The organism is Candidatus Bathyarchaeota archaeon, from assembly GCA_025059045.1.
In the GTDB taxonomy this organism is placed as follows: domain Archaea; phylum Thermoproteota; class Bathyarchaeia; order Bathyarchaeales; family DTEX01; genus JANXEA01.
The window spans coordinates 20,079-39,066 of record JANXEA010000004.1 but is presented as its reverse complement, the minus strand read 5'-3'; the positions used below and the strand labels follow the sequence as shown (position 1 = coordinate 39,066).

25 protein-coding genes are annotated in these 18,988 nt (G+C 43.2%); 16 read left to right on the top strand and 9 right to left on the bottom strand.

Translation table 11 applies throughout. The features are described 5' to 3' along the window. The first annotated feature begins 22 nt into the window (after positions 1-22). The 3 genes from NZ952_00680 to NZ952_00670 all read left to right on the top strand — a co-directional run bounded on the left by NZ952_00680 (position 23) and on the right by NZ952_00670 (position 3,260). Positions 23-556 (top strand): RDD family protein, encoded by a 534-nt coding sequence (locus NZ952_00680; GenBank protein MCS7119715.1) that lies wholly within the window; start codon positions 23-25, stop codon positions 554-556. 85 nt (positions 557-641) lie between these two features. Then, entirely contained in the window at positions 642-1,664 is a 1,023-nt protein-coding gene (locus NZ952_00675; GenBank protein MCS7119714.1) for an isocitrate/isopropylmalate dehydrogenase family protein, read from the top strand. A 30-nt stretch (positions 1,665-1,694) separates the two neighbouring features. After that, positions 1,695-3,260 carry an amidophosphoribosyltransferase gene (locus tag NZ952_00670; GenBank protein ID MCS7119713.1) on the top strand — a complete coding sequence of 522 codons (1,566 nt, stop codon included), beginning with the start codon at positions 1,695-1,697 and terminating at the stop codon, positions 3,258-3,260. Between the two features lie 11 nt (positions 3,261-3,271). On the opposite strand, the gene thiD is transcribed toward NZ952_00670, so the two are convergent. After that, on the bottom strand, positions 3,272-4,660 hold the full coding sequence (thiD, locus tag NZ952_00665; GenBank protein ID MCS7119712.1) for a bifunctional hydroxymethylpyrimidine kinase/phosphomethylpyrimidine kinase: 1,389 nt from the start codon (positions 4,658-4,660) through the stop codon (positions 3,272-3,274). 146 nt (positions 4,661-4,806) lie between these two features. Here thiD and NZ952_00660 point away from each other — a divergent pair, with 146 nt between their 5' ends. From NZ952_00660 to NZ952_00650, 3 genes are read left to right on the top strand one after another with little or no spacing between them, the layout of a single operon-like run. Then, positions 4,807-5,463 carry a haloacid dehalogenase gene (locus tag NZ952_00660; GenBank protein ID MCS7119711.1) on the top strand — a complete coding sequence of 219 codons (657 nt, stop codon included), beginning with the start codon at positions 4,807-4,809 and terminating at the stop codon, positions 5,461-5,463. Next, complete coding sequence (gene sepS / locus NZ952_00655) at positions 5,441-7,048, top strand: O-phosphoserine--tRNA ligase (GenBank protein MCS7119710.1); 1,608 nt, start codon at positions 5,441-5,443, stop codon at positions 7,046-7,048. Before NZ952_00660 ends, sepS begins: the two co-directional genes overlap by 23 nt. A 37-nt stretch (positions 7,049-7,085) precedes the next feature. Further along, positions 7,086-7,784 (top strand): endonuclease V, encoded by a 699-nt coding sequence (locus tag NZ952_00650; GenBank protein ID MCS7119709.1) that lies wholly within the window; start codon positions 7,086-7,088, stop codon positions 7,782-7,784. 28 nt (positions 7,785-7,812) lie between these two features. Here NZ952_00650 and NZ952_00645 read toward each other — a convergent pair whose 3' ends face one another. Next, positions 7,813-8,328: a metallophosphoesterase gene (locus NZ952_00645; GenBank protein ID MCS7119708.1), complete on the bottom strand. Its 516-nt coding sequence runs from the start codon at positions 8,326-8,328 to the stop codon at positions 7,813-7,815. Between the two features lie 90 nt (positions 8,329-8,418). On the opposite strand from NZ952_00645, the gene NZ952_00640 reads away from it, so the two are divergent. Beyond that, entirely contained in the window at positions 8,419-8,625 is a 207-nt protein-coding gene (locus tag NZ952_00640) for a hypothetical protein (GenBank protein MCS7119707.1), read from the top strand. A gap of 41 nt (positions 8,626-8,666) precedes the next feature. Here NZ952_00640 and NZ952_00635 read toward each other — a convergent pair whose 3' ends face one another. The 7 genes from NZ952_00635 to NZ952_00605 form a co-directional block, all read right to left on the bottom strand. Further along, positions 8,667-8,870, bottom strand: a complete 204-nt coding sequence (locus tag NZ952_00635; GenBank protein MCS7119706.1) for a 30S ribosomal protein S27ae — start codon at positions 8,868-8,870, stop codon at positions 8,667-8,669. A gap of 4 nt (positions 8,871-8,874) precedes the next feature. Next, positions 8,875-9,174 carry a 30S ribosomal protein S24e gene (gene rps24e, locus NZ952_00630; protein MCS7119705.1) on the bottom strand — a complete coding sequence of 100 codons (300 nt, stop codon included), beginning with the start codon at positions 9,172-9,174 and terminating at the stop codon, positions 8,875-8,877. Between the two features lie 47 nt (positions 9,175-9,221). After that, on the bottom strand, positions 9,222-9,737 hold the full coding sequence (locus NZ952_00625) for a GTP-dependent dephospho-CoA kinase family protein (protein ID MCS7119704.1): 516 nt from the start codon (positions 9,735-9,737) through the stop codon (positions 9,222-9,224). A 15-nt stretch (positions 9,738-9,752) separates the two neighbouring features. Next, positions 9,753-9,938 carry a DNA-directed RNA polymerase, subunit E'' gene (locus NZ952_00620; GenBank protein ID MCS7119703.1) on the bottom strand — a complete coding sequence of 62 codons (186 nt, stop codon included), beginning with the start codon at positions 9,936-9,938 and terminating at the stop codon, positions 9,753-9,755. Positions 9,939-9,960: 22 nt separating this feature from the next. Next, positions 9,961-10,554: a DNA-directed RNA polymerase gene (locus tag NZ952_00615; protein MCS7119702.1), complete on the bottom strand. Its 594-nt coding sequence runs from the start codon at positions 10,552-10,554 to the stop codon at positions 9,961-9,963. 185 nt (positions 10,555-10,739) lie between these two features. Beyond that, complete coding sequence (locus NZ952_00610; GenBank protein ID MCS7119701.1) at positions 10,740-11,423, bottom strand: ABC transporter ATP-binding protein; 684 nt, start codon at positions 11,421-11,423, stop codon at positions 10,740-10,742. After that, positions 11,416-12,645: an ABC transporter permease gene (locus tag NZ952_00605; GenBank protein MCS7119700.1), complete on the bottom strand. Its 1,230-nt coding sequence runs from the start codon at positions 12,643-12,645 to the stop codon at positions 11,416-11,418. The genes NZ952_00610 and NZ952_00605 overlap by 8 nt, the downstream gene beginning before the upstream one ends. Positions 12,646-12,859: 214 nt before the next feature. Between NZ952_00605 and NZ952_00600 the strand changes: the two genes are divergently transcribed. From NZ952_00600 to NZ952_00560, 9 genes are all read left to right on the top strand, one after another. Then, positions 12,860-13,180 (top strand): winged helix-turn-helix domain-containing protein, encoded by a 321-nt coding sequence (locus tag NZ952_00600; GenBank protein MCS7119699.1) that lies wholly within the window; start codon positions 12,860-12,862, stop codon positions 13,178-13,180. Further along, entirely contained in the window at positions 13,181-13,744 is a 564-nt protein-coding gene (locus NZ952_00595) for a hypothetical protein (protein MCS7119698.1), read from the top strand. It abuts the gene before it with no gap. A gap of 175 nt (positions 13,745-13,919) precedes the next feature. Beyond that, on the top strand, positions 13,920-14,450 hold the full coding sequence (locus NZ952_00590) for a hypothetical protein (protein ID MCS7119697.1): 531 nt from the start codon (positions 13,920-13,922) through the stop codon (positions 14,448-14,450). A gap of 253 nt (positions 14,451-14,703) precedes the next feature. After that, positions 14,704-15,192 (top strand): hypothetical protein, encoded by a 489-nt coding sequence (locus tag NZ952_00585; protein ID MCS7119696.1) that lies wholly within the window; start codon positions 14,704-14,706, stop codon positions 15,190-15,192. A 122-nt stretch (positions 15,193-15,314) separates the two neighbouring features. Then, the gene (locus tag NZ952_00580; GenBank protein ID MCS7119695.1) at positions 15,315-16,028 is read left to right on the top strand and encodes a class I SAM-dependent methyltransferase; all 714 of its coding nucleotides are present in this window, start codon (positions 15,315-15,317) and stop codon (positions 16,026-16,028) included. A 122-nt stretch (positions 16,029-16,150) separates the two neighbouring features. Further along, positions 16,151-16,624 (top strand): QueT transporter family protein, encoded by a 474-nt coding sequence (locus NZ952_00575; protein ID MCS7119694.1) that lies wholly within the window; start codon positions 16,151-16,153, stop codon positions 16,622-16,624. A gap of 2 nt (positions 16,625-16,626) precedes the next feature. Continuing rightward, positions 16,627-17,280, top strand: coding sequence for a 7-cyano-7-deazaguanine synthase QueC (gene queC / locus NZ952_00570; protein ID MCS7119693.1), 654 nt, complete (start codon positions 16,627-16,629; stop codon positions 17,278-17,280). A 96-nt stretch (positions 17,281-17,376) separates the two neighbouring features. Then, positions 17,377-18,519: a tRNA (guanine(6)-N2)-methyltransferase gene (trm14, locus tag NZ952_00565; GenBank protein ID MCS7119692.1), complete on the top strand. Its 1,143-nt coding sequence runs from the start codon at positions 17,377-17,379 to the stop codon at positions 18,517-18,519. Positions 18,520-18,633: 114 nt separating this feature from the next. After that, complete coding sequence (locus tag NZ952_00560) at positions 18,634-18,987, top strand: cation:proton antiporter (GenBank protein ID MCS7119691.1); 354 nt, start codon at positions 18,634-18,636, stop codon at positions 18,985-18,987. Position 18,988 lies beyond the last annotated feature (1 nt).

The window sequence follows — 18,988 nt, the reverse complement described above, 5'->3', positions numbered from 1 at the left end:
CCCGATTTAGAAGGTGTAAGAATTGACTTATTGCAGAGATTGCGGAGCCCAATTGCCAGAGGACGCTAGGTATTGTCCTATATGCGGGAAGGCTGTGGAACATATAGTAACTAAAAGGATACCCGCAGCAAGCTGGGGGGATAGATTTCTAGCATGGCTTATTGATGTGATAATCGTCGGAATATTTCTTTCCACACTCAAATCTTTATTCTTATTGTCGATATGGCCCATAATATTCCCTATTCAGCGTCTCATAATCTGGATCCCCTTTTCCATGATCGGTCTTGATAATGTGATATACTTCATTTATTGGACTTTAATGGAGGGCATTAGTGGTCAATCACTCGGAAAAATGGTTCTGAATCTACGTGTAACAAGATCTGATGGCGCACCCTTAACTTTAAGTACAGCCGCCATAGAAAGTTTTGGAAAGGCTTTTATGCTGCCACTAGACTGTCTCGTCGGATGGATTTTTTATCCTACAAGGAGACAAAGGCTCTTTAATTATCTTTCAGGAACCATTGTTACGAAGGATAGTGGAAGAGAGTATTTTTGATTTTTGCCGGCATATAAAACTAAAGGGATAAATATTCTCGCGAAGATTAGATTGGCTGATCTGGAGAGACTTGCTTATGTCCAGAATCTATAAGATCGCGGTCCTTCCTGGTGATGGAATAGGTCCAGAAGTTACAGAAGCCGCTGTCAAAGTTCTTCATGCAGTCCAAGAAGCAGTAGAGGGGTTAGAGCTTGTGCTGATATACGGAGATGCTGGATACTACTGTATCGATAAATATGGCACTAATCTTCCAACTGAGACAATAAGTCTCCTAAAGGAGACTGCTGCTTGCCTGAAGGGTCCCATGACGACTCCAGAGGATCCAGGCGCACCTCCTAGCGTCGCTGTGACCATCAGGAAAAAATTTGATCTCTACGCTAATCTGCGGCCGTGTAGAGCTCTTCCAGGGGTACCCGCAGCCAATCCTAAGATCGATATGCTGATAGTCAGGGAGAATACGGAGGGGCTTTATTCCGGCATTGAATTTGAAGTTTCCAAGGGGAGGGGCATCGCTATAAGGGTTATTACACAAGAAGCTTCGGAAAAGATTGCAAGAATAGCCTTTAATTATGCCTCTAAACGTAAAAAGCATCTTACTTGCGTTCACAAAAGGAACATCTTGAGAATCACGGACGGTATCTTCAGGGAAGCCGTGTTCAGGATTGCTAACGAGTATCCAGACGTCCTTGTAGACGAGGAACATGTAGATGCAATGGCGATGAGGTTGATAAAAGAACCTGAAAAGTTTGACGTTATAGTAACAACAAACCTTTTCGGAGACATTTTATCGGATGAGGCAGCTCAACTTGCTGGGGGCATAGGTCTTATGCCGGGTGCAAATATTGGAGACTCTTATGGGATGTTTGAGCCTGTGCATGGTTCAGCTCCTAAACATGCTGGAAAAAACAGAGCAAACCCAATTGCGATGATCTTAGCATCAAAGATGATGATGGAATACCTCAACGAGAAGGAGGCGGCAAATCGTATTGAAAATGCAGTAATATCAGTTCTGCGGGAGGGACGTGTTAGAACATATGACTTAGGCGGAAATTCGACGACTACTGAAGTCGGCGAAGCTATCGCAAAAAAAGTGCTTGAACATTCATAGACCTATATTTTTACATAAAATAGTGCAAAAATGCTTTATACGGTCTTCACAAACTCATCCTTCGATGATAAAATGTTAGGCGGACTTTTCGGCGTATATTCAAGGGAAAGGTTCAGGGATGATCTCTACTTCGGTGTCGACTATCACTCTCATCTCGGCACAGAGATCGGCGGATTAGCCTTTCTAGACGATGACATCAAAATAATATTCCACGACATCAGCAACAGTCAATTCAAGTCGGAATTCCAAAGAGAGTATGGAAAAATAAGCGGCATAATGGGAATAGGCGTTATCAGCAATGCGCAAGAAGAACAGCCTCTGATATTCGAAACTAGTATAGGAACCTATGCTGTATGTACAGTAGGACTCATCAGAAACGCGGATCTGCTTTATCGCGAACTGATAAATTCCGGGGCAACGTTCAAGAAATCTATAAACAGGGATGGAAAGGTTGTGCCGAACCAGACGGAGATTGTAGGCGAGCTGATAAGTAGGGGAAAGAACATCATCGATGGAATAGAAAGAATGTATGAAAAGATTGATGGAACAATATCCCTTCTTGTCCTTTCAAAAGATGAGAGGAGCATTTACGCTTCTGGCGACATGTTCCCGCTGATCATAGGTATAAGAGGCAACGACGTTGCCATCGCATCTGAAACAACATCATTTCCAAATCTTGGTTTTAAAATCTTAAAATTCCTCGATTATCGAGAGATAGTCTCCATCAGTGAAAGAGGTCTGAAGACTAGGAATAACATGCAATTCAAGAGGAAATTCTGTCCATTCCTTCACGTCTACTTCGGATTCCCAACGTCTGACTATTATGGTATCAACGCAGAGATTGTCCGCGAAAGATGTGGAGGCTTTCTTGCAGAAGAAGACGATGTAGAAGCAGATTTAGTACTTGGCATAGCGGATTCCGGCTTTCCCCACTCTGTTGGGTACGTAAAAAGAAAGATCGAACTTGCAGAGGAGAGGATATCTGCAGCCATAAAGAAATTAAAAAACGGCGAATTAGATATAGAGCATCTGGAGAAAGTAGTAGCCGAAACATTCAAGCTTATCCCCCCTCTGCGGAGGCCGCTTATAAAATATACTCCCGGATGGGGCAGGAGCTATATTCCTCCAACAAAGGAAAAAAGAGAGTTGATAGCAAGGTATAAGCAGATTCCAAATCCTCAAATGATAGAGGGGAAAAGGATAATCCTTATAGACGACTCAATCCGCCGGGGCACACAGCTTAGAGATCTTCTGAAAGAGAAGATTTTGCCATATAATCCAAAAGAAATTCATGGGAGGATAGCTTCTCCACCTCAGATGTATCCATGCATCTTTGATCTTTCAACGAGGAGAAACGACCTAGCAACATGCAAGGCGCTTGCTATGATTGAGAATGAGAAAGATGTAAGCAAATACTTGGATCCTAAGAGCCCAGAGTATGCTACAATGGTTGAAGAAATAAGAAAGCAAATCGGATTTACAACTCTGAAGTTTCAGTCACTAAGAAACCTTGTCAGAGCCGTAATAGAAGCTCCGGGAAATACCGGTCTTAAAGAGGAGGACCTTTGCCTCTACTGTTGGAGAGGAGAGTTATAGAAAGAAACAATTCATAGATGCTTCAATGCTTCCAAGGTCTTATGAAGAACGTCGCTTGCCGTCTTTCCGATAACGCGGATCATAGGCTCCTTTCCAACATCGCCCAGATCAAATATTACATCTGGAACCCCGCCTAAACTCCTTATTGCTTCTCTCACTCCCCAATCTAATGTACTACCCTCGACCTCTTTAGCGGTTGCAGGTTCAAGTCTTCTGTCGAAGCATGAAATCCTATAGCCTGCCTTCTTGAAAGCTTCTATTAATCCTCGATCATAACGAAGATTGAGTGCCGCCCTCATCTCTGGATTGTACTCCATCACTGCGAGGATTACGCTTGCAATATGTCTCGAGGCCCCGAAACATACCTGACCAACGGCTTTAGGCTTGCCGCGAACCTTAACAATTCTTCCTTCAACAGCTGCAACGTCATCGAAATTTGATGCGAATGGGATTGCCATACCAATCTGAGTGCCAACCTCGGCTATAAATGGCGAGAGTTCGCTTCTCGACTCAATAATCTCTATTGCTTTTTGCACTTCCAATAAGCTCTGGAACCTCTCAGATTTCCTGTAAATATTATCTACAGGATTGATTATAGCTCTCCCATGGCCAATTTTACATGGGTTCAGGATAACTTCACTTATTAAGCCTTCAGCTCTTTCGACTGCGTCTTTCAGGTTTGATCCTAAAGCCATATGTCCAGCAATTGCCGCCGAGAAGACGCAGCCCAAACCATGAAATTCGCCTAGAACACGTTTCTTCTCAAATATCTTTATCGCACCATCTTCCAGACACACTACATCGTATACTTTATCATCGCATAATTTAAGATGACCTCCCTTTAAAACCACCGTTTTTGGACCTAGCTGAGCGATCTTTTTGGCAGCATCTTTCGCATCCTCAAGGTTTCTAATAGAAGTTTTCAGAATTACCTCTGCTTCAATTATGTTAGGTGTCGCCACCTTGGCTTTCGGTAACAATATCTTGACGAGGGCATCTAACCCATCCTCAACGATTAAGGGGTCGCCGGTCCCCGCAGAGAGAACAGGGTCCACAACTGCCTTGAGATCATACTTGTCGATCATTTCCGAGACGACGTTAATTACCTCTTTAGAGTAAAGCATACCTGTCTTGACTGAGTCAACGTGAATATCCTCTAGGATCGTTTCCATCTGCCTCTTGACGGCGTCAGGATCAACCGGATAAATGTCATATACTCCTCTTGTGTTCTGGGATGTCACTGCTGTTACAACACAGGCTCCATGGACACCTAGAGCGCAGAAGGTTTTCAGGTCTGCCTCGATGCCAGCGCCCCCAGAACTGTCAGACCCGGCGACCGTCATCGCGCATGGAATACGTTTAAGCCTAGATGAGACCGATTTGAAGGGGGCAAAAGTCAATTTACATTGCACCACGTCTTATTTAATGCTAGATAATAAACTTTAGTCTTGTGTAAGTTTTTCATGTATACTTTGAGAGATTTTAAATAACCTTTACGCCATATAAGAAGTGATCGTAAAATTCACCGTCAAAGCAAGTGAGCACCATGTCCTTAGGCGAGACATTAAAAGAGGTACAAGAAAGTATTGTTAAAAGGGACAGTTTTCGCCAGACAATTCAGGCACATCTTCGCAGGGCAACAAAGCTCTCGAAACAAGCTATTCTTCTTCTTCATAAACATAGACTTGATGAGGCAAGAAATAAGCTTGAAGAAGCTAAGGTTACATTTGCAAATATCGTTGAGCTTTCCAAAGAGAGCCCAGACTTCACATACGGCGGACTGGCCGATTCGGCTTTCGAAGAATATGCGGAGGCATACATAATGATTTCTCTGGTCAATGATAAGCGTTTTCCAAAGCCTGAGGAGATTGGTGTCCCTCCGACCCCTTATGTTTTAGGTCTGGCTGACGTTATTGGAGAGCTGAGACGCAGAGCTCTTGACTTCCTCAGAAATGGAGAGACCGAGAAAGCTGAAGAATGTTTAGAATACATGGAGGCAATATATATGGAACTGATAAACTTAGACGAAGCTCAGTCATTGGTCCCAAGCCTAAGGAGAAAATGTGACGTTGCAAGGCGCGTGATAGAGGCGACAAGGGGCGACATAACTCTCGAAGTGAGGAGAGGCTTTCTCGAGGATTCTATCCATGAACTCAAGAAAAAGCTTGAGAGGATAGAAAATGAAGGGTCCTTTGGAGCCTAAAGAAATCCTGGAGAACGTGAAGAAAGAAGGCTTCGAAATCGCTTGGTATGAAAGCAGAAAACTACTTCCATCATCCTCTAACATGGCCAAGTTGACGGCTAGGAGGCATGGAGCATCACATCCAATATATGATCTTATCCAAAGACTCAGACTATCATTTCTGGAATTAGGGTTCGATGAGGTTATGAACCCAATTATCATCGACGAAAACGAGATCTATAAGCAATATGGTCCGGAAGCGCCAATAATATTGGATCGATGCTACTATCTGGCTGCTCTTCCAAGGCCTGACATTGGTTTAAGCAAAAGCAAATGCGAAGAGATAAAGAAGATAGGTATAGCAATCGATGATGCAAAAATATCGGCTCTCCAGAAAGTGTTAAGAAAATATAAGAAGGGAGAAATCGATTCCGACGATCTTGTCGAGAAAATCGCGTCTGCACTTGAAACATCAGATCAGGCAGCGATAAGAGTCGTCTCAGAAGTTTTTCCCGAGTTTTCCACCCTGCGACCTGAGCCTTCACATCTTACTTTAAGATCGCATATGACCAGCGCTTGGTTCCTAACGCTTCAAGCCCTGCAGCATAAAATGGAGACCCCTATTAAACTCTTTTCGATTGATATCAGATTTAGAAGGGAACAGAGTGAAGATCCTACTCATCTCCGCGTTCATCATTCAGCGAGCTGCGTTATAATGGATGAGGAGGTTGGTGAGGACTATGGAGAGGTAATAGTGAGGGCGTTACTCGATCCTCTTGGAATCAAAGAATTTAGATTTGTAAAGAAGAAGACGACATCAAAGTATTATGCTCCGGGAACAGAGTATGAGGGCTTCATCTACAATCCAGTATCGAAGAGGTGGGTTGAGGTAGTAGATTATGGCATGTACAGCCCTATTGCCCTAGCTAGGTACAACTTGGAATATCCGGTTTTGAACGTTGGGATTGGTGTGGAGCGGCTGGCATTGGTTACTCACTGTGAAGAAGACATTAGAAGGCTTGTCTATCCTCAATTCTATAGGGAAATTGCATATTCAGACGAGGAAATAGCCAGAAGCATAAGCTTTGACATTCAACCAGAGACAGAGGAAGGAGACAAGATTGCCCAGCTGATAATCGCAGAGGCGATAAGGCACGCAAAAGAGCCGAGCCCATGCGAATTCTTGGCGTTCGAGGGATCACTATTAGGGAAACATGTACAAGTCTACCTTTACGAGAATGAGACGAACTCCACCTTAATGGGACCAGCTGGCGAGAACTGCTTATACGTATATAATGGAAACATCTTAGGCGTGCCTCCTGCTGGAAGAGAGCAAATTCCCGTACTGAAGGAAGTCCGTGAAAAGGGTAAATCCACAGGAATTAGGTATATTGACGGCATTGCAAAATTTGCAGCAGCAAATATCGAGGAGGCTGCGAAGTCGGGTAAAAGTAGGGTTGACATCCGCGTTAAGATGGTTAGGCGCCTAAGTGACATTAACCTGAAGCTAAGTGATCCTGTGCTCCGATACATAATGAGTCATAAGAAGAAGATTGATGTTTATGGACCCGTTTTCTTGGGGATAAGAGCTGAAATATCGGATTGAAGTATGAGAGTTTTGCATATATCTCAGGGTGGACAATATGTCTGTTTCTATTCTTCCTCATCTTAGAATCTCTTTGGAGGAGGCGAGAAGAATGCAAAATCTTCTTAAAGAGAGAATAGTCATTGAAGACTGCTTGCCGAGTAAAATAAATCTTGTTGCAGGTGTAGACGTGGCATATTCAGGCGATTTTGCATTTGGAGCCGTCGCCGTATTAGATTATGAATCGTTTCAGGTTGTTGAGAAGCAAACGTCAATGGAGACCGTCTATTTTCCTTACGTGCCAACACTATTATCTTTTAGGGAGATACGTCCAGCCTATTCAGCAGTTAAGAGGCTTAGGACGAGACCTGACGTGTTCCTGGTTGATGGACATGGATATGCTCATCCATCCCATCTAGGTTTTGCAACACATCTAGGTTTACTGCTTGATGCTCCTACAATTGGGGTCGCCAAAGGTTTGCTTTGCGGCGAGGTCATCGAAACTAATGAGAGAACGCATAAACTGATAGTCCACGAAGGAAAGATCATAGGCGCCGAGGTCTCGACAAGACCGAATGTTAAGCCGATATATGTAAGTCAAGGATACAAGATCTCTTTAGATAATGCGATAAAGATAGTAGTTCATTGTGCAGGACGGTACAGGATCCCTGCGCCTCTAAGAGAGGCTCATATAACTGCTCAGGAGAGAAAGAGAGAAGAAAAATGTGGCCCACCAGTCCACCATATACGTAAATAAGAGATATCTGTTAGGCAGAACTTCAAGATCATTTATCAATTAGACATATCTTGACATCAAAAGGTTCTGTGTTGAGAATTGCGTAAGTTGATTGGTTGCTTAGATAGCCACAAACTTCGCCTGGGTTTACGATAACAGTATTTCCTTCTCTTCTTATTTCAGCGCGATGCGTATGCCCATGTACAACGACATCATAGTATCCAGTCTTGATTATAGAGTTCAGCAGCAAATCCTCCTCGCCATGAAGTAATGCTATCTTTAAGCCGTCGGCGATTATCTCAGCGAATTTACCCGTAATCTGCTTATCTATCTGTTTGAATTTTTCGGTAAGCAACGTTCTCTCCGCATCATTATTACCTAAGACGCCTATCATCTTCATATTTAACGGTCTAAATCGCTCCACTACAAAGGGTGCTATATAGTCCCCTGCATGGAGAACCAGATCCAGTTTCTCCTCATTCAGCCTGCGAACGATATTATCTATTAGTTCAAGCCTGTCATGGGTGTCAGAAATTATCCCTATTCGCATATCTATCTTCTCCAACTCTCCATTCTATATCTTTTTCTATGCAAAACCATTAATAAAAGGTCATATCCTAAAAGAGTTTGGATAGGTTGCGGCGGAAGTGATTGGTTGAGCGGAATAAGAATAAATATTTTCTACGTGATATCTTCGGTATGCTGCCTGCTTCTAATATGGTATTCATGGATGGTCTTTCTTCCATTATTCGAATATACTGATGTGTATTCCTCTGTGAGGATGCTTGTAATTGGACTTACGATCATTTTCTTAGCGCTCTCAGGGATCCTCTTATACCTTTCAATAAGCAAGAAGACATAAGAGGAAGGACCTGAAGATAATAGATAATCGAAAAACAGCAATCACTCAAAGTGCGAATTCTCTTTTTTCAAAGAGTTTTCCGACTTATATCTTGTAAAGCCGCAGTGTCCACAAGAGTAGCGATCTCCATGATCAGCCATGAAGTATCCGGCGCCGCATCTTTCACATGTCGGTAACAGCCTTTTGACCTTTGACCCTTCAATCTTGTAGTAGGAATGCACGGATTTCTCCTTCTTTTGCGACATCTCCTTATTGCACCTTTTCTTCCTTCTTCTTGACGTTCCTGAGTATTATGTGTTCCGGTTCAACATATTTAGCTTGGTCGACTGTGTCGTAAATCATTGCTTCTCCGACGGCTACTCTGACCCCACTTTTTGTCTCCATCTTTCTTACATACACCCTCTCTACGTCAATTCCAAGTTTATTCGCAATCTTTTCTCTAACTTCTAACCTGGACGGCGTTCCATCGTTTGGATGCTCGACCTGGAATTTCACTTCTAACCTCTTTAACAGTTCGTTACGACTCTGATCTATGATTGAAACCTTCATTTTGCCCACCAGTCTTTGGGATAACTTTTTCAATCAAAGGTCTTACTTTAGTTTTTCGAGACCTCTTGTCTCATTCTCCGAATTATATCTTTAACTTTTTCCTTTGCTGAGTCTGTGACCTCCACGACCACAATTCCTTCCCGAGGCTGGCCATAGATTACAAGGGACCCCGATGGCGAACATGATACGGCAACAAGCGTTAATAGATCCTCCTCCCCTTCAACTACAATCTTTGTTGTCCCATTATATCTCGCGGCGTCTCCAATTATTTTCCAAGAGTCTTCGGATATTGTTCCAGCTCTATTCTCTAGGTGAAATGTTTTCTCAGCTTGAAAGTCAAGCGGGTCAACTGGTTCCCTCATAATCTTATAATCTATGATTACCATATCTGGGCGGATACCGTTTTTTAACAGATCCCTAGAAACCCTATCCCCCACAGCGATCAACTTTTTAGGCTTTTTTGCTTCTAAAATATCTCGTAGTTTTTCAACTGCAGGTGTATTTGAATTTTTAAGGAGCAATCCAAGCGGCCTTTTCAATTCAGCCCTTAATTCATCTGTCAAAATAAGAATATTTCATCACCTTATCTTAATGGCGTAGCGGCCCTTTCGGTCTATTTTCATTATATTGGCGATCGCAGATCTCTCCGGGTCAAGTATTATTGCTAAGCCAGTGAAATCTTCGCTAAGGTCAGAGGATTTACAGTTTGGACACGTATTCTGGTCGGAAATTAGGTGGCAGTTTCTGCAGGCCTTTTCCACCATCCCTATCACGATCCTTCCTTTCTTATTCTTTTTCCGCAGTCTTCTGCTTGGCGCCTTTTATGTCCTGCTCTATCCATTCAATATTCCCTAGGAATGGCTGTCTCGCGGTGACGCCTATCTTTCCGAAGCTTCCTCCGCGACCTAGGGATACAGCGGTTATGCGCACTCTCATTCGATCTCCTGTTGTCACTTTTCTTTTGGTCTCTTTTCCCATCAGTATCCCTTGCTTATCATCATATGAGATGAAGTCATCCATAATCTGCGATACATGGATCAGAGCGTCAACTGGTCCAATTCTGACGAATGCACCGAAGTCTGCGATTTCGACAACTTCTCCTTCAACAACTTCTTGCAGCTTCGGATAGAAAGTTAATAGAGTAAAATTCACTTTATGATAGGTTGCACCATCTCCAGGTATGATTTTTCCTACAGGCGAGACTTCGATGTCTGTTACGGCGATAACATAGCCCAGTTCTTCGTCGATTATGCCTTCGTATCTCATCTTCAGCTGCTCACGGGCTATTACCTCAAGCGGCTGGCCGAATTTGTCAGGTGGAATCCGAACCGAATCCTCTAACGTCACGATATTGAACGTCTTCCAACCGCTCCTTCCCACTGTTAAATCCGTGAAGTGTTCCTTGAGAGGATAAACTAATTTGACCCTAAATCCTAATCAAAGGTGATTTAAAAACCTTCTGGAGATAACTTTTGGTATACAACGTTAACATATCCCTAAAGGCACGTCTAAATGCTAAAATACACGTTATTTTTCTTTTGATCTCTCAAGCGAATCAAAAGATGTCAATGTATAGATTCTATCTGCCCATCCCGTATTGTGAAAAGTCTTGAACACTGTTCAACGACTAGTGGATCATGAGTTACGATAATGAATGTCCTACCCTCCTTTGCGTTGAGCTCCTTGACAATCTTCATGAATGAGACCGCCGATTTGGAATCCAGATCGCCCGTAGGTTCGTCAGCCAATATCAATGTGGGATTGTTCGCTAAGGCTCTTGCAATTGCGACCCTTTGCTGTTCACCTCCGCTTAGCTCGTCCGGTTTGTGGTCAGCCCGATCCTCCAGCCCAACAGTTCTAAGCAGGTTTAATGCACGAGCCTTCCTCTCATCTTTCGGAACTTTTGCGAATGCTAGTGGAACCTCTACATTCTCGAGCGCTGTTAATGTCGGTATTAGGTTATAGAACTGGAATATGAATCCTACTTTTCTAAGCCTATAGTTAGCAAGAGCTCTATCGTTTAGGCTTGTTATGTCAGTGCCGTCGACGAAGACTTTGCCATGGGTAGGCTTATCCAAGCCTCCTATGAGGTTGAGAAGCGTTGTCTTCCCTGACCCCGAGGGACCCATTATGCATGCAATCTCTCCCTCAGCTATCTGTAGATCCACGTTATTTAGGGCTTTGATAGTGATGAGCCCCCGCCTATAAGTCTTTGATAATCCAATGGTTCTAACAATGATTTTAGACATGTCTAAGCGCCTCCACAGGCTTCATGCGTGAAGCACGCCATGCCGGATAAAGTCCGGCTAGAACACCTACTAAGATGCCTAAAGAGAGACAGAAGAATATGATCAGCGGGTCCAATGTGGGCGTCAGGGTTATTGTTGATGCCCCTCTTAGGCCTGGTCCCATTCTGCCGAATGGTGTACCTCCTGTTGGTATGAAGCCAATGAACTGGGATAGATACGGAAATAGGTAGGATAGGGCTATACCTGCTCCGACCCCAATCAAGCCTCCTAGAAGACCGATTAATAATGCCTCAGTAAGGAATATCTTTAATATCTCGATGTTCTTTGCACCGATGGCTTTTAATGTCCCAATTTCACGGGTTCTCTCACTTACGGACATGACCATCGTATTGACAACGCCGAAGCTACCCGCTACCAATGCGACTAGGCCTATCGTGGCAAAGAACATAGTTAACGTATTCAGCATCTGGGATGCTTGCTGGACTGTTCCCGTAGGCACCGTCACTCTCACTCCAGGGATCATGTTTGAAATCTTCTCAGTAATGGTGCTCACATCATTTGGGTCGATGCATTTTACAAGTATCTGAGTTACTAAACCTTCTTGATTTGATATGGCTTGAGCGTCACTCAAAAGAATGTAGCCGACCATCTCTTGGAATGGCATTCCTGTCTCGAATATTCCGATAACAGTGAATCTGTAGCCGCTTGTTGAGTTCATACCAACTGTAACGGTCTGTCCAACACCTATTCCTGCGTTATCCGCCAATGTTCGTCCTAGGACAATCCTATAATTATCATCTCTTGAGAGTGTTCTTCCGCTCACGATGTTTAGATCTCCTACTACAATATAGTAGGTTTCTGGGTCTATACCGTTTAGAGAGCAGCGATTACCGTTAACAAATCCGTTCAGAGAGAGCTGGGGAGAGACAGCATATACTCCTGCGATGTCTTTTATGATATTCATAATTGATTGGTCCATTGTTATAGTTGTCATCAGAAAGCCTTCGAATCCGAAGCGTCCCATCCTAGTGGAGTTAGAGACTGTTATATCTGCGCCACCAAGTGCTCTAATCATCCGCCTAGACTGCACGTCCATAGTTGAGATAAGAGACATGAGTACAAACATTAGAGTGATTCCGACAACGATGCCTGAAACAGTTAGCCCTGTGCGGAGTTTTCTCCTTCCTAAGTTTCGAAGGGCCAAGCTCAACTCAAAAGACATTTCAGTTGTCCCGCCACTTTTGCGTTCATACAAGAAACGAAACGTCACCGCGATTCTATTTAATATTTTTTCAGAATTTTCTCAGAATCTTTTTTAATCCATCCAAATCATCATTACAGAGATATATGCCAAATCAATCTATCAAATAAGCAGCATAAACCGGATATATTGACTAAGGGACCGATCATTTATTGCGAAAAGGAGCCAAAGATGAATGGCTTATAGATATCGCCCCTTACGATATGTTCTGGGATGGTTGATAGCTGGCACAAGGGGCGGGGCTACGCGTGCTCAGATAATAAAGGCTCTTAAAGAGTCACCAAAAAATGCTAATCAGCTGGCGAATCTTCTAGGGATGGACTATAGAACTATTAGGCATCATCTTGAGGTTCTAGAAGAGAATAAGATTATAACCTCTGCTGGTGGCAGGTATGGTCTCACATACTTTCTAACCCAAGAGATGGAGGAGAACTATGCTCTGTTCGAGGAGATTTTGGAGAAAATTTGGGAAAAAGAAAAAAGGAGGAAAGAGTGAATGAAGAAATTGATGAGTAGTAGAGAGAGAATTTTAGTTATTGCCGCGTTAGTGTTGATCATAATCTTGTTTACCTTACTCTTGATTGTAACGGGTCCGGTAGGCTCGTTGATTGAGTTTCTGGGAAGAGAGCGGCTGAACCTTACTGAGCAAAGGAACCTTGAGATTGAACAATTGATTGAGACTATGAGAAGAAATAATAGACCTTGGCCGGAGATTCAGTCGGCGGTCAGAGCGAAACTTAGGGAGTGGGGGATTAATCCGCCGCCACCGGGAGACATTGAACTTTTCTATACCGTTAAGACGGTAATCTCAACTGCGAATGCCGCAATCACAACGATCCTGCTCATCATATATCTTGGAGTATATAGGAAGACAAAATCGAATTTTACGGCGGGACTGATAATATTCTCTTTAACCTTGCTTCTTTACACACTGGCTTCTAATCCATTACTCCATTGGGTTTTTGGTTTTCGTGCGTTTGGTCTAGGCCCATTCGCAATGCTTCCGGATCTATTTACTTTCATCGCTGTTCTAATTCTCTTATACCTAAGCTTAAAGTAGAAGAGTATGAATTGGTTCGCATAATTTGCGAATGGGAAAGATTGCGCTCTAAGGTAGACAGAGCTTCTCAAATGTAATATCTGATTTGAGAATTATGGTCAGATTGAGGAAAGATTCTGAAAAATCCTTTAATAGCCCGCAAGATAGCTGATGACTTGCGTAAGGGGTGACTAGAATGGACAGAAGAAGCCTCTTGACGGCGTCAACTCTAATAGTCATCGCTCTAATTGTTGGAAGCGCGATCTTAACGGTCAGTGCGGCAGGAGCAAATCAGTTTCACCGTTGGCTGTGGGCCCTGACACCGTTTGGCAGAGCGATTTCACAACCTTCAACAGGCAATGGAGAGGGAAATGGCAAGAACAATGCGGGCATAGCTCCTGTTCCAATGGCTCGTGGCTGGGGACAAAAATGTGGACGTGGATGGTCGATTGAAATAAGTGATGAATTCAAAGAAAATGTAATCGCTATCGCTGAAGGCGATCCAGATGTTCAATCACTGATTGAGCAGGGCTACAATATCACCAATGTGATGCCCAAGATTGCGTTGAGAGTTGAGGGAGATGGTACAGTGACGATGAAGGCTACAAGCGCTGTAGTCGTATTGCGGAACGGTTCAGGCGGCTGGGCCCAGGTCTGGGTTGACATCGAGCAGGGGAAAGTCACAAGAATAATCATCGCATCATTAACCGTCATTGAGAAGTCATAGTGCGCCATTGACCCCCTCTTTTTTTGTTTAACTTTCCTCAACACCTACATTTTTTAATTTTTGATTGTGAAAGATAATATGATGCCGGCTTTTGAGAACTATCTTTTTTCACTATGTGCCTTACAATTCTAGAAAATATGTGCGTATAAAGCCAGATTATGAGAATATTTTGGCATAACTCTGTAAGCTTTGGGATGACATTCTGAAAAATCATTAAATAAAATTTCCCATTCCCGAAGAATAGGTGACAAAAATGAAGAATAAAACAACCTTATCTATGGCTTTGTTTCTATGCGTGTCGCTTATCTTTCCAGTAGTTGCACAGGATGAGGCACAGCAACTATTCGCGTCAACGCAAAACAGCAATATTTTCAGGGTTTCCGGCACCGGCTTTGATGCTTACGAGATTGTCTGGTTGAGACTTGAGACAGATATAGGAGTGATATTTAATTTTACAGAGACTATAGAGACCGATGAGTACGGCGCTTTTTCAGCAATCGTCATTGTCCCAACAAGCTTACAGGGGTCATATAGGCTTGTTGCCTCAACTTCAACCGTAACACAAGAAATAGAGTATACTGTCCCAGACTTGACTGGATCGCAAGGCGTCCAAGGGCCGAAAGGAGATCCCGGGGAACCAGCTGATCCCTTCATCGGGTATCTTGGGGTCACACTTGGTCTTGTTTCGATAGTACTTTCAGCATCGTCTTTAACAATAGCGATGAAGCCGAGATCCAAATGATTCATTGACTGTAGTCCCTAATGGAATCTTATTTTTTCCAACATCTTTCGCGCCTATAAAGAGGGGATAAATTTCTAATGAAAGAAGATGGCAATAATTGCCATATTTCTAAGAGATTTGAAATGCTTCGAGAAGCAACACTTGAGGACTTGCAAACAAGTAGAACTCTGCAAACGCTTCTTCAACAAGATAAACTTACAAATAAAATTATCTCTTATATTGATGCACGCCTAGATAGAAGAGAAAGATTATGTGATCTAGGTTGTGGATGTGGCTTCATCCCGTATTTCATAGGTCATTGTCTCTGCTTTAAAGAGACTTATGGAGTAGATATTAATGATGAGAGGATCTTCATTGCCAGTAAAAGATTAATGAGAGTTTATAAAGTAGACTTAGAGACAGATAAATTGCCTTTTCCTGAGAGATTCTTTGATCTTGTCACATCATTTGGCGTTCTTGAACATCTAAGATTCTTTGATAACGCTCTTATGGAGTCTTACCGCATTCTTGATGATGAAGGGCTATTATTAGTCTCAATACCGAATTTAGCCGACTGGGTTAACAGGTTAAAGCTCTTTCTAGGTCTGCAACCTCACGGAGTAGTCGTATCAAAGATGGCTAATGGAGGGATAGATCACATTCATACATGCACGTTAAGAACACTGGAAAATCTACTATATCGATACGGATTTAGGCCCTTGAAGGCTTATGGTGCAAGAGCCGTTTTCAGATCAAACAGACTGTTGGAAATCTTGGACTATGCATTTTCAAAGATACCGAGCACGAGCGCAAGTTTCTTTATAATATGTGAAAAGAATAGAAATTCAACATCATAACATATGGGAGAGAAGACAAAATTATTAATTACCTCGTTTGTTAATTAATAAAATGATAGGCGGGTGAGTGGGGCCTCCCACCCGTTCCGCCTAATAAACCCCGGAGTTGGGAGGAAAAATAATTGAAGAGTAAAGATATTTCGTTGGCCGCTGTATTTGCTGCGATGTACGCGTCCTTGGTCTACTTGTTTGCCCCAATATCCTTTTCAGCTCTGCAGTTTAGGGTTGCAGGCATCCTCAGGCCCGCTATTGCAAAAAAATGGACGTTGGCTATTGGCTACGCTGTTGGAGTATTCGTCGGAAACATTTTCAGCCCTTATGTCGGTTTTCATGAACTCGTTTTCATGCCTCTGATGAGTTTGATCGCTGGACTATGTGGATATGCAGCTGGTCTAAGGTTTGATAAGAGCTACTTTGTCACCGGATTCGTCATTGCTACAATTATCTCAGCAAGCGTCAGTTGGATGCTTGATCAGCTTTTAGGTTTGCCGATGTGGGCTACTATGCCATATCTCTTTGCAAGCGAGCAGATAGTATGCCTAACAGGTGCCGTCTTCTTTAGACTTATAGACAAAAGGTTTAGATGGTGGCAGTGAAGTTGGAGAAAGGTAAGTGTGTTGTGATTCTGAGCGGTGGGATAGATTCTTCAACGGTTGCTTATTGGGCGAAGAGGGAGGGTTACGAAGTTCATGCGATAACCTTCAATTATGGACAGAGAGCAGCGAGAGAGATAGAATCTGCACGGAAAATAGCTAAGAAACTGAATGCCCCGATAAAAGTCGTAAATGTCTCTTCTCTAAAAGAGATCTTCGCTGGTGTGACCTCACTCTGCGATAAGAGTATCCCTGTCTCTGCAGGTTTTGATCATTCACTCATTGTGCCATTTAGGAATGCCATCTTCCTTTCAATCGCGGTTGCGTATGCATTATCTGTTGGCGCGACACACATTTTTTACGGCGCTCAGGCCTCTGATAGACCCTTCTATCCAGATTGTAGAGAGGAGTTCTATAAGTCCTTTGAGCAGGCCGCTAAACTGGGGACAGAGCGGGAGATATATATTGAGGCGCCCTTCCGAAACATACTGAAGTCTGAGATAATAAAGATCGGCAATGAACTCGGAGTTCCCTTCAGTCTAACATGGTCATGCTATTTAGAGGGAGAAAAACATTGCGGCAGATGCGAGTCCTGCATCAACAGGAGGAGAGCGTTTGAGGAAGCTGGAGTGCCCGATCCAACAGTATACGCGGTGTAAGATCTTAAGATGATTTGAATCGTAAGCCTTAAGTTAGGATTCTGGCTGAATCACTGTGGCGGCATACAAAAGTGGGACCTATGCCGCTGCATTACAATGGAGACACTTGCATTATTCGCCACAACCGCGAGGGGTATAGAGGATATTGCCTGCGAAGAGGTCGCGGAATTAGCGCGGATATCTGCAAAGCCAGAAGTGGGCAGGATATCATTTAGCGGTCGATTAGAGGACATTTACCTTCTCAATCTAAAGGCTAGGACAATAAATAAGGTCTTTATCGAATTATGCAGAGAAGAGTTTGAAGATTTGGAAGGGATCTATAAACTTGCAAGGGAGATAGATTACGCTTGGATAATTGATCCGCATCAAACGTTTGCAGTGAGGAGTGAAAGGATCGGCGCACACGACTTTACGAGTATGGATGTCTCACGTGTTGTTGGGCAGGCGATAAAAGATTCTTTTGAAGGGACGAAAGGAAGAGTGTTAAGGGTGAATCTTGAGGACCCTGATGTAGAGTTCTATTCTTTAGTCAGGGATAATCAGTTTCTTCTGGGCGTAAATACTACTGGCCCTTCTCTGCATAGACGAGGCTATAGAGTTTATAATCACCCAGCAGCCTTGAAGCCGACTATCGCCTACTCCATGCTTAGAATAGGCGACTGGACACCATCTAAAACTATCCTTGATCCAATGTGCGGTGGCGCAACCATCCCCATCGAAGCGGCACTATGGGCTAGGAATAGTCCTCCTGGAAAATTCAGATATGATTTCGCATTCTGCAAGCTAAAAATCTGTAACAGAAACGATTTCGAAGAACTAAAGACAAAACTTTTAGGAAGTGAGATCTACTCGGTCTTCCCCATCTACGCGATGGATAAGAATGATAGACATCTTAAGGGGGGAATCGAAAACGCACAGAATGCAGGAGTCAGCGGGACAATCAACTTCAAACTAGGTGATGCAACAAACATCTCAGATTATCCAAGACTTGATGTTGATCTGTTCGCTGTCAATCCCCCGTACGGTTTGAGGGCTTATCCGAAAGAGGGGGTTCGTAGACTCTACGAAAAATTTATCGGCACAATCAAGGCGAATTTTGAGGGTGCAACATTAGTAATGATATCCTCAGCTTCAAAAATTCTAGAGGAGACATTTGAAAAGCTGGATGTCACTGTTATGAATAGCCGTAGTGTCTGGCATGGAGATCTTCAAGCCAAAATAGTCAAATGTACGGTTTAGAAGTTTTGTAATTGTAAGGCCCGGATGCGTCTCCAATAAAGAAGGCTAATAATAGAAAGAATTATAATTTTTGCAAAGAGAAATTGTGTTTGATGGTCTTTGGTCGAAATGCTCGTGGTTTTTGCCCTAGTTGGCGCAATTATTACTATCGGCTTCCTAGCGAATGTTCTGTTTAATAGTACTAGGCTGCCTGACACGATATTCCTAATCTTCGTAGGCATAATTCTCGGGCCAGTCTTCAGAGTTTTCCCTCCTGACGCCATGATGGCATTGACCCCTTACTTGGCCACATTAACCCTTATGATCATATTGTTCGATGGAGGGTTGAACATGGATTTATGGAGAGCCGCCTCTGAGAGCCTGAGGGCCATGGTCTTAGGAATTCTTTACGTAGTTGCTGTCACGTTATTCATGACTTTTTTGGACAGACCGCTTTTGGCCTTAGCCCGCTTGAAGCGGCGATTCTAGG

Coding starts and splice junctions, on each gene's coding strand:
- NZ952_00670 (MCS7119713.1), top strand. CDS start 1,695: ATGCTTTATACGGTCTTCACAAACTCATCCTTCGATGATAAAATGTTA.
- NZ952_00660 (MCS7119711.1), top strand. CDS start 4,807: ATGTCCTTAGGCGAGACATTAAAAGAGGTACAAGAAAGTATTGTTAAA.
- sepS (MCS7119710.1), top strand. CDS start 5,441: ATGAAGGGTCCTTTGGAGCCTAAAGAAATCCTGGAGAACGTGAAGAAA.
- NZ952_00650 (MCS7119709.1), top strand. CDS start 7,086: ATGTCTGTTTCTATTCTTCCTCATCTTAGAATCTCTTTGGAGGAGGCG.
- NZ952_00635 (MCS7119706.1), bottom strand. CDS start 8,870: ATGTCGCAAAAGAAGGAGAAATCCGTGCATTCCTACTACAAGATTGAA.
- rps24e (MCS7119705.1), bottom strand. CDS start 9,174: ATGAAGGTTTCAATCATAGATCAGAGTCGTAACGAACTGTTAAAGAGG.
- NZ952_00620 (MCS7119703.1), bottom strand. CDS start 9,938: ATGGTGGAAAAGGCCTGCAGAAACTGCCACCTAATTTCCGACCAGAAT.
- NZ952_00610 (MCS7119701.1), bottom strand. CDS start 11,423: ATGTCTAAAATCATTGTTAGAACCATTGGATTATCAAAGACTTATAGG.
- NZ952_00605 (MCS7119700.1), bottom strand. CDS start 12,645: ATGTCTTTTGAGTTGAGCTTGGCCCTTCGAAACTTAGGAAGGAGAAAA.
- NZ952_00600 (MCS7119699.1), top strand. CDS start 12,860: ATGGCTTATAGATATCGCCCCTTACGATATGTTCTGGGATGGTTGATA.
- NZ952_00595 (MCS7119698.1), top strand. CDS start 13,181: ATGAAGAAATTGATGAGTAGTAGAGAGAGAATTTTAGTTATTGCCGCG.
- NZ952_00590 (MCS7119697.1), top strand. CDS start 13,920: ATGGACAGAAGAAGCCTCTTGACGGCGTCAACTCTAATAGTCATCGCT.
- NZ952_00585 (MCS7119696.1), top strand. CDS start 14,704: ATGAAGAATAAAACAACCTTATCTATGGCTTTGTTTCTATGCGTGTCG.
- NZ952_00580 (MCS7119695.1), top strand. CDS start 15,315: ATGCTTCGAGAAGCAACACTTGAGGACTTGCAAACAAGTAGAACTCTG.
- trm14 (MCS7119692.1), top strand. CDS start 17,377: ATGGAGACACTTGCATTATTCGCCACAACCGCGAGGGGTATAGAGGAT.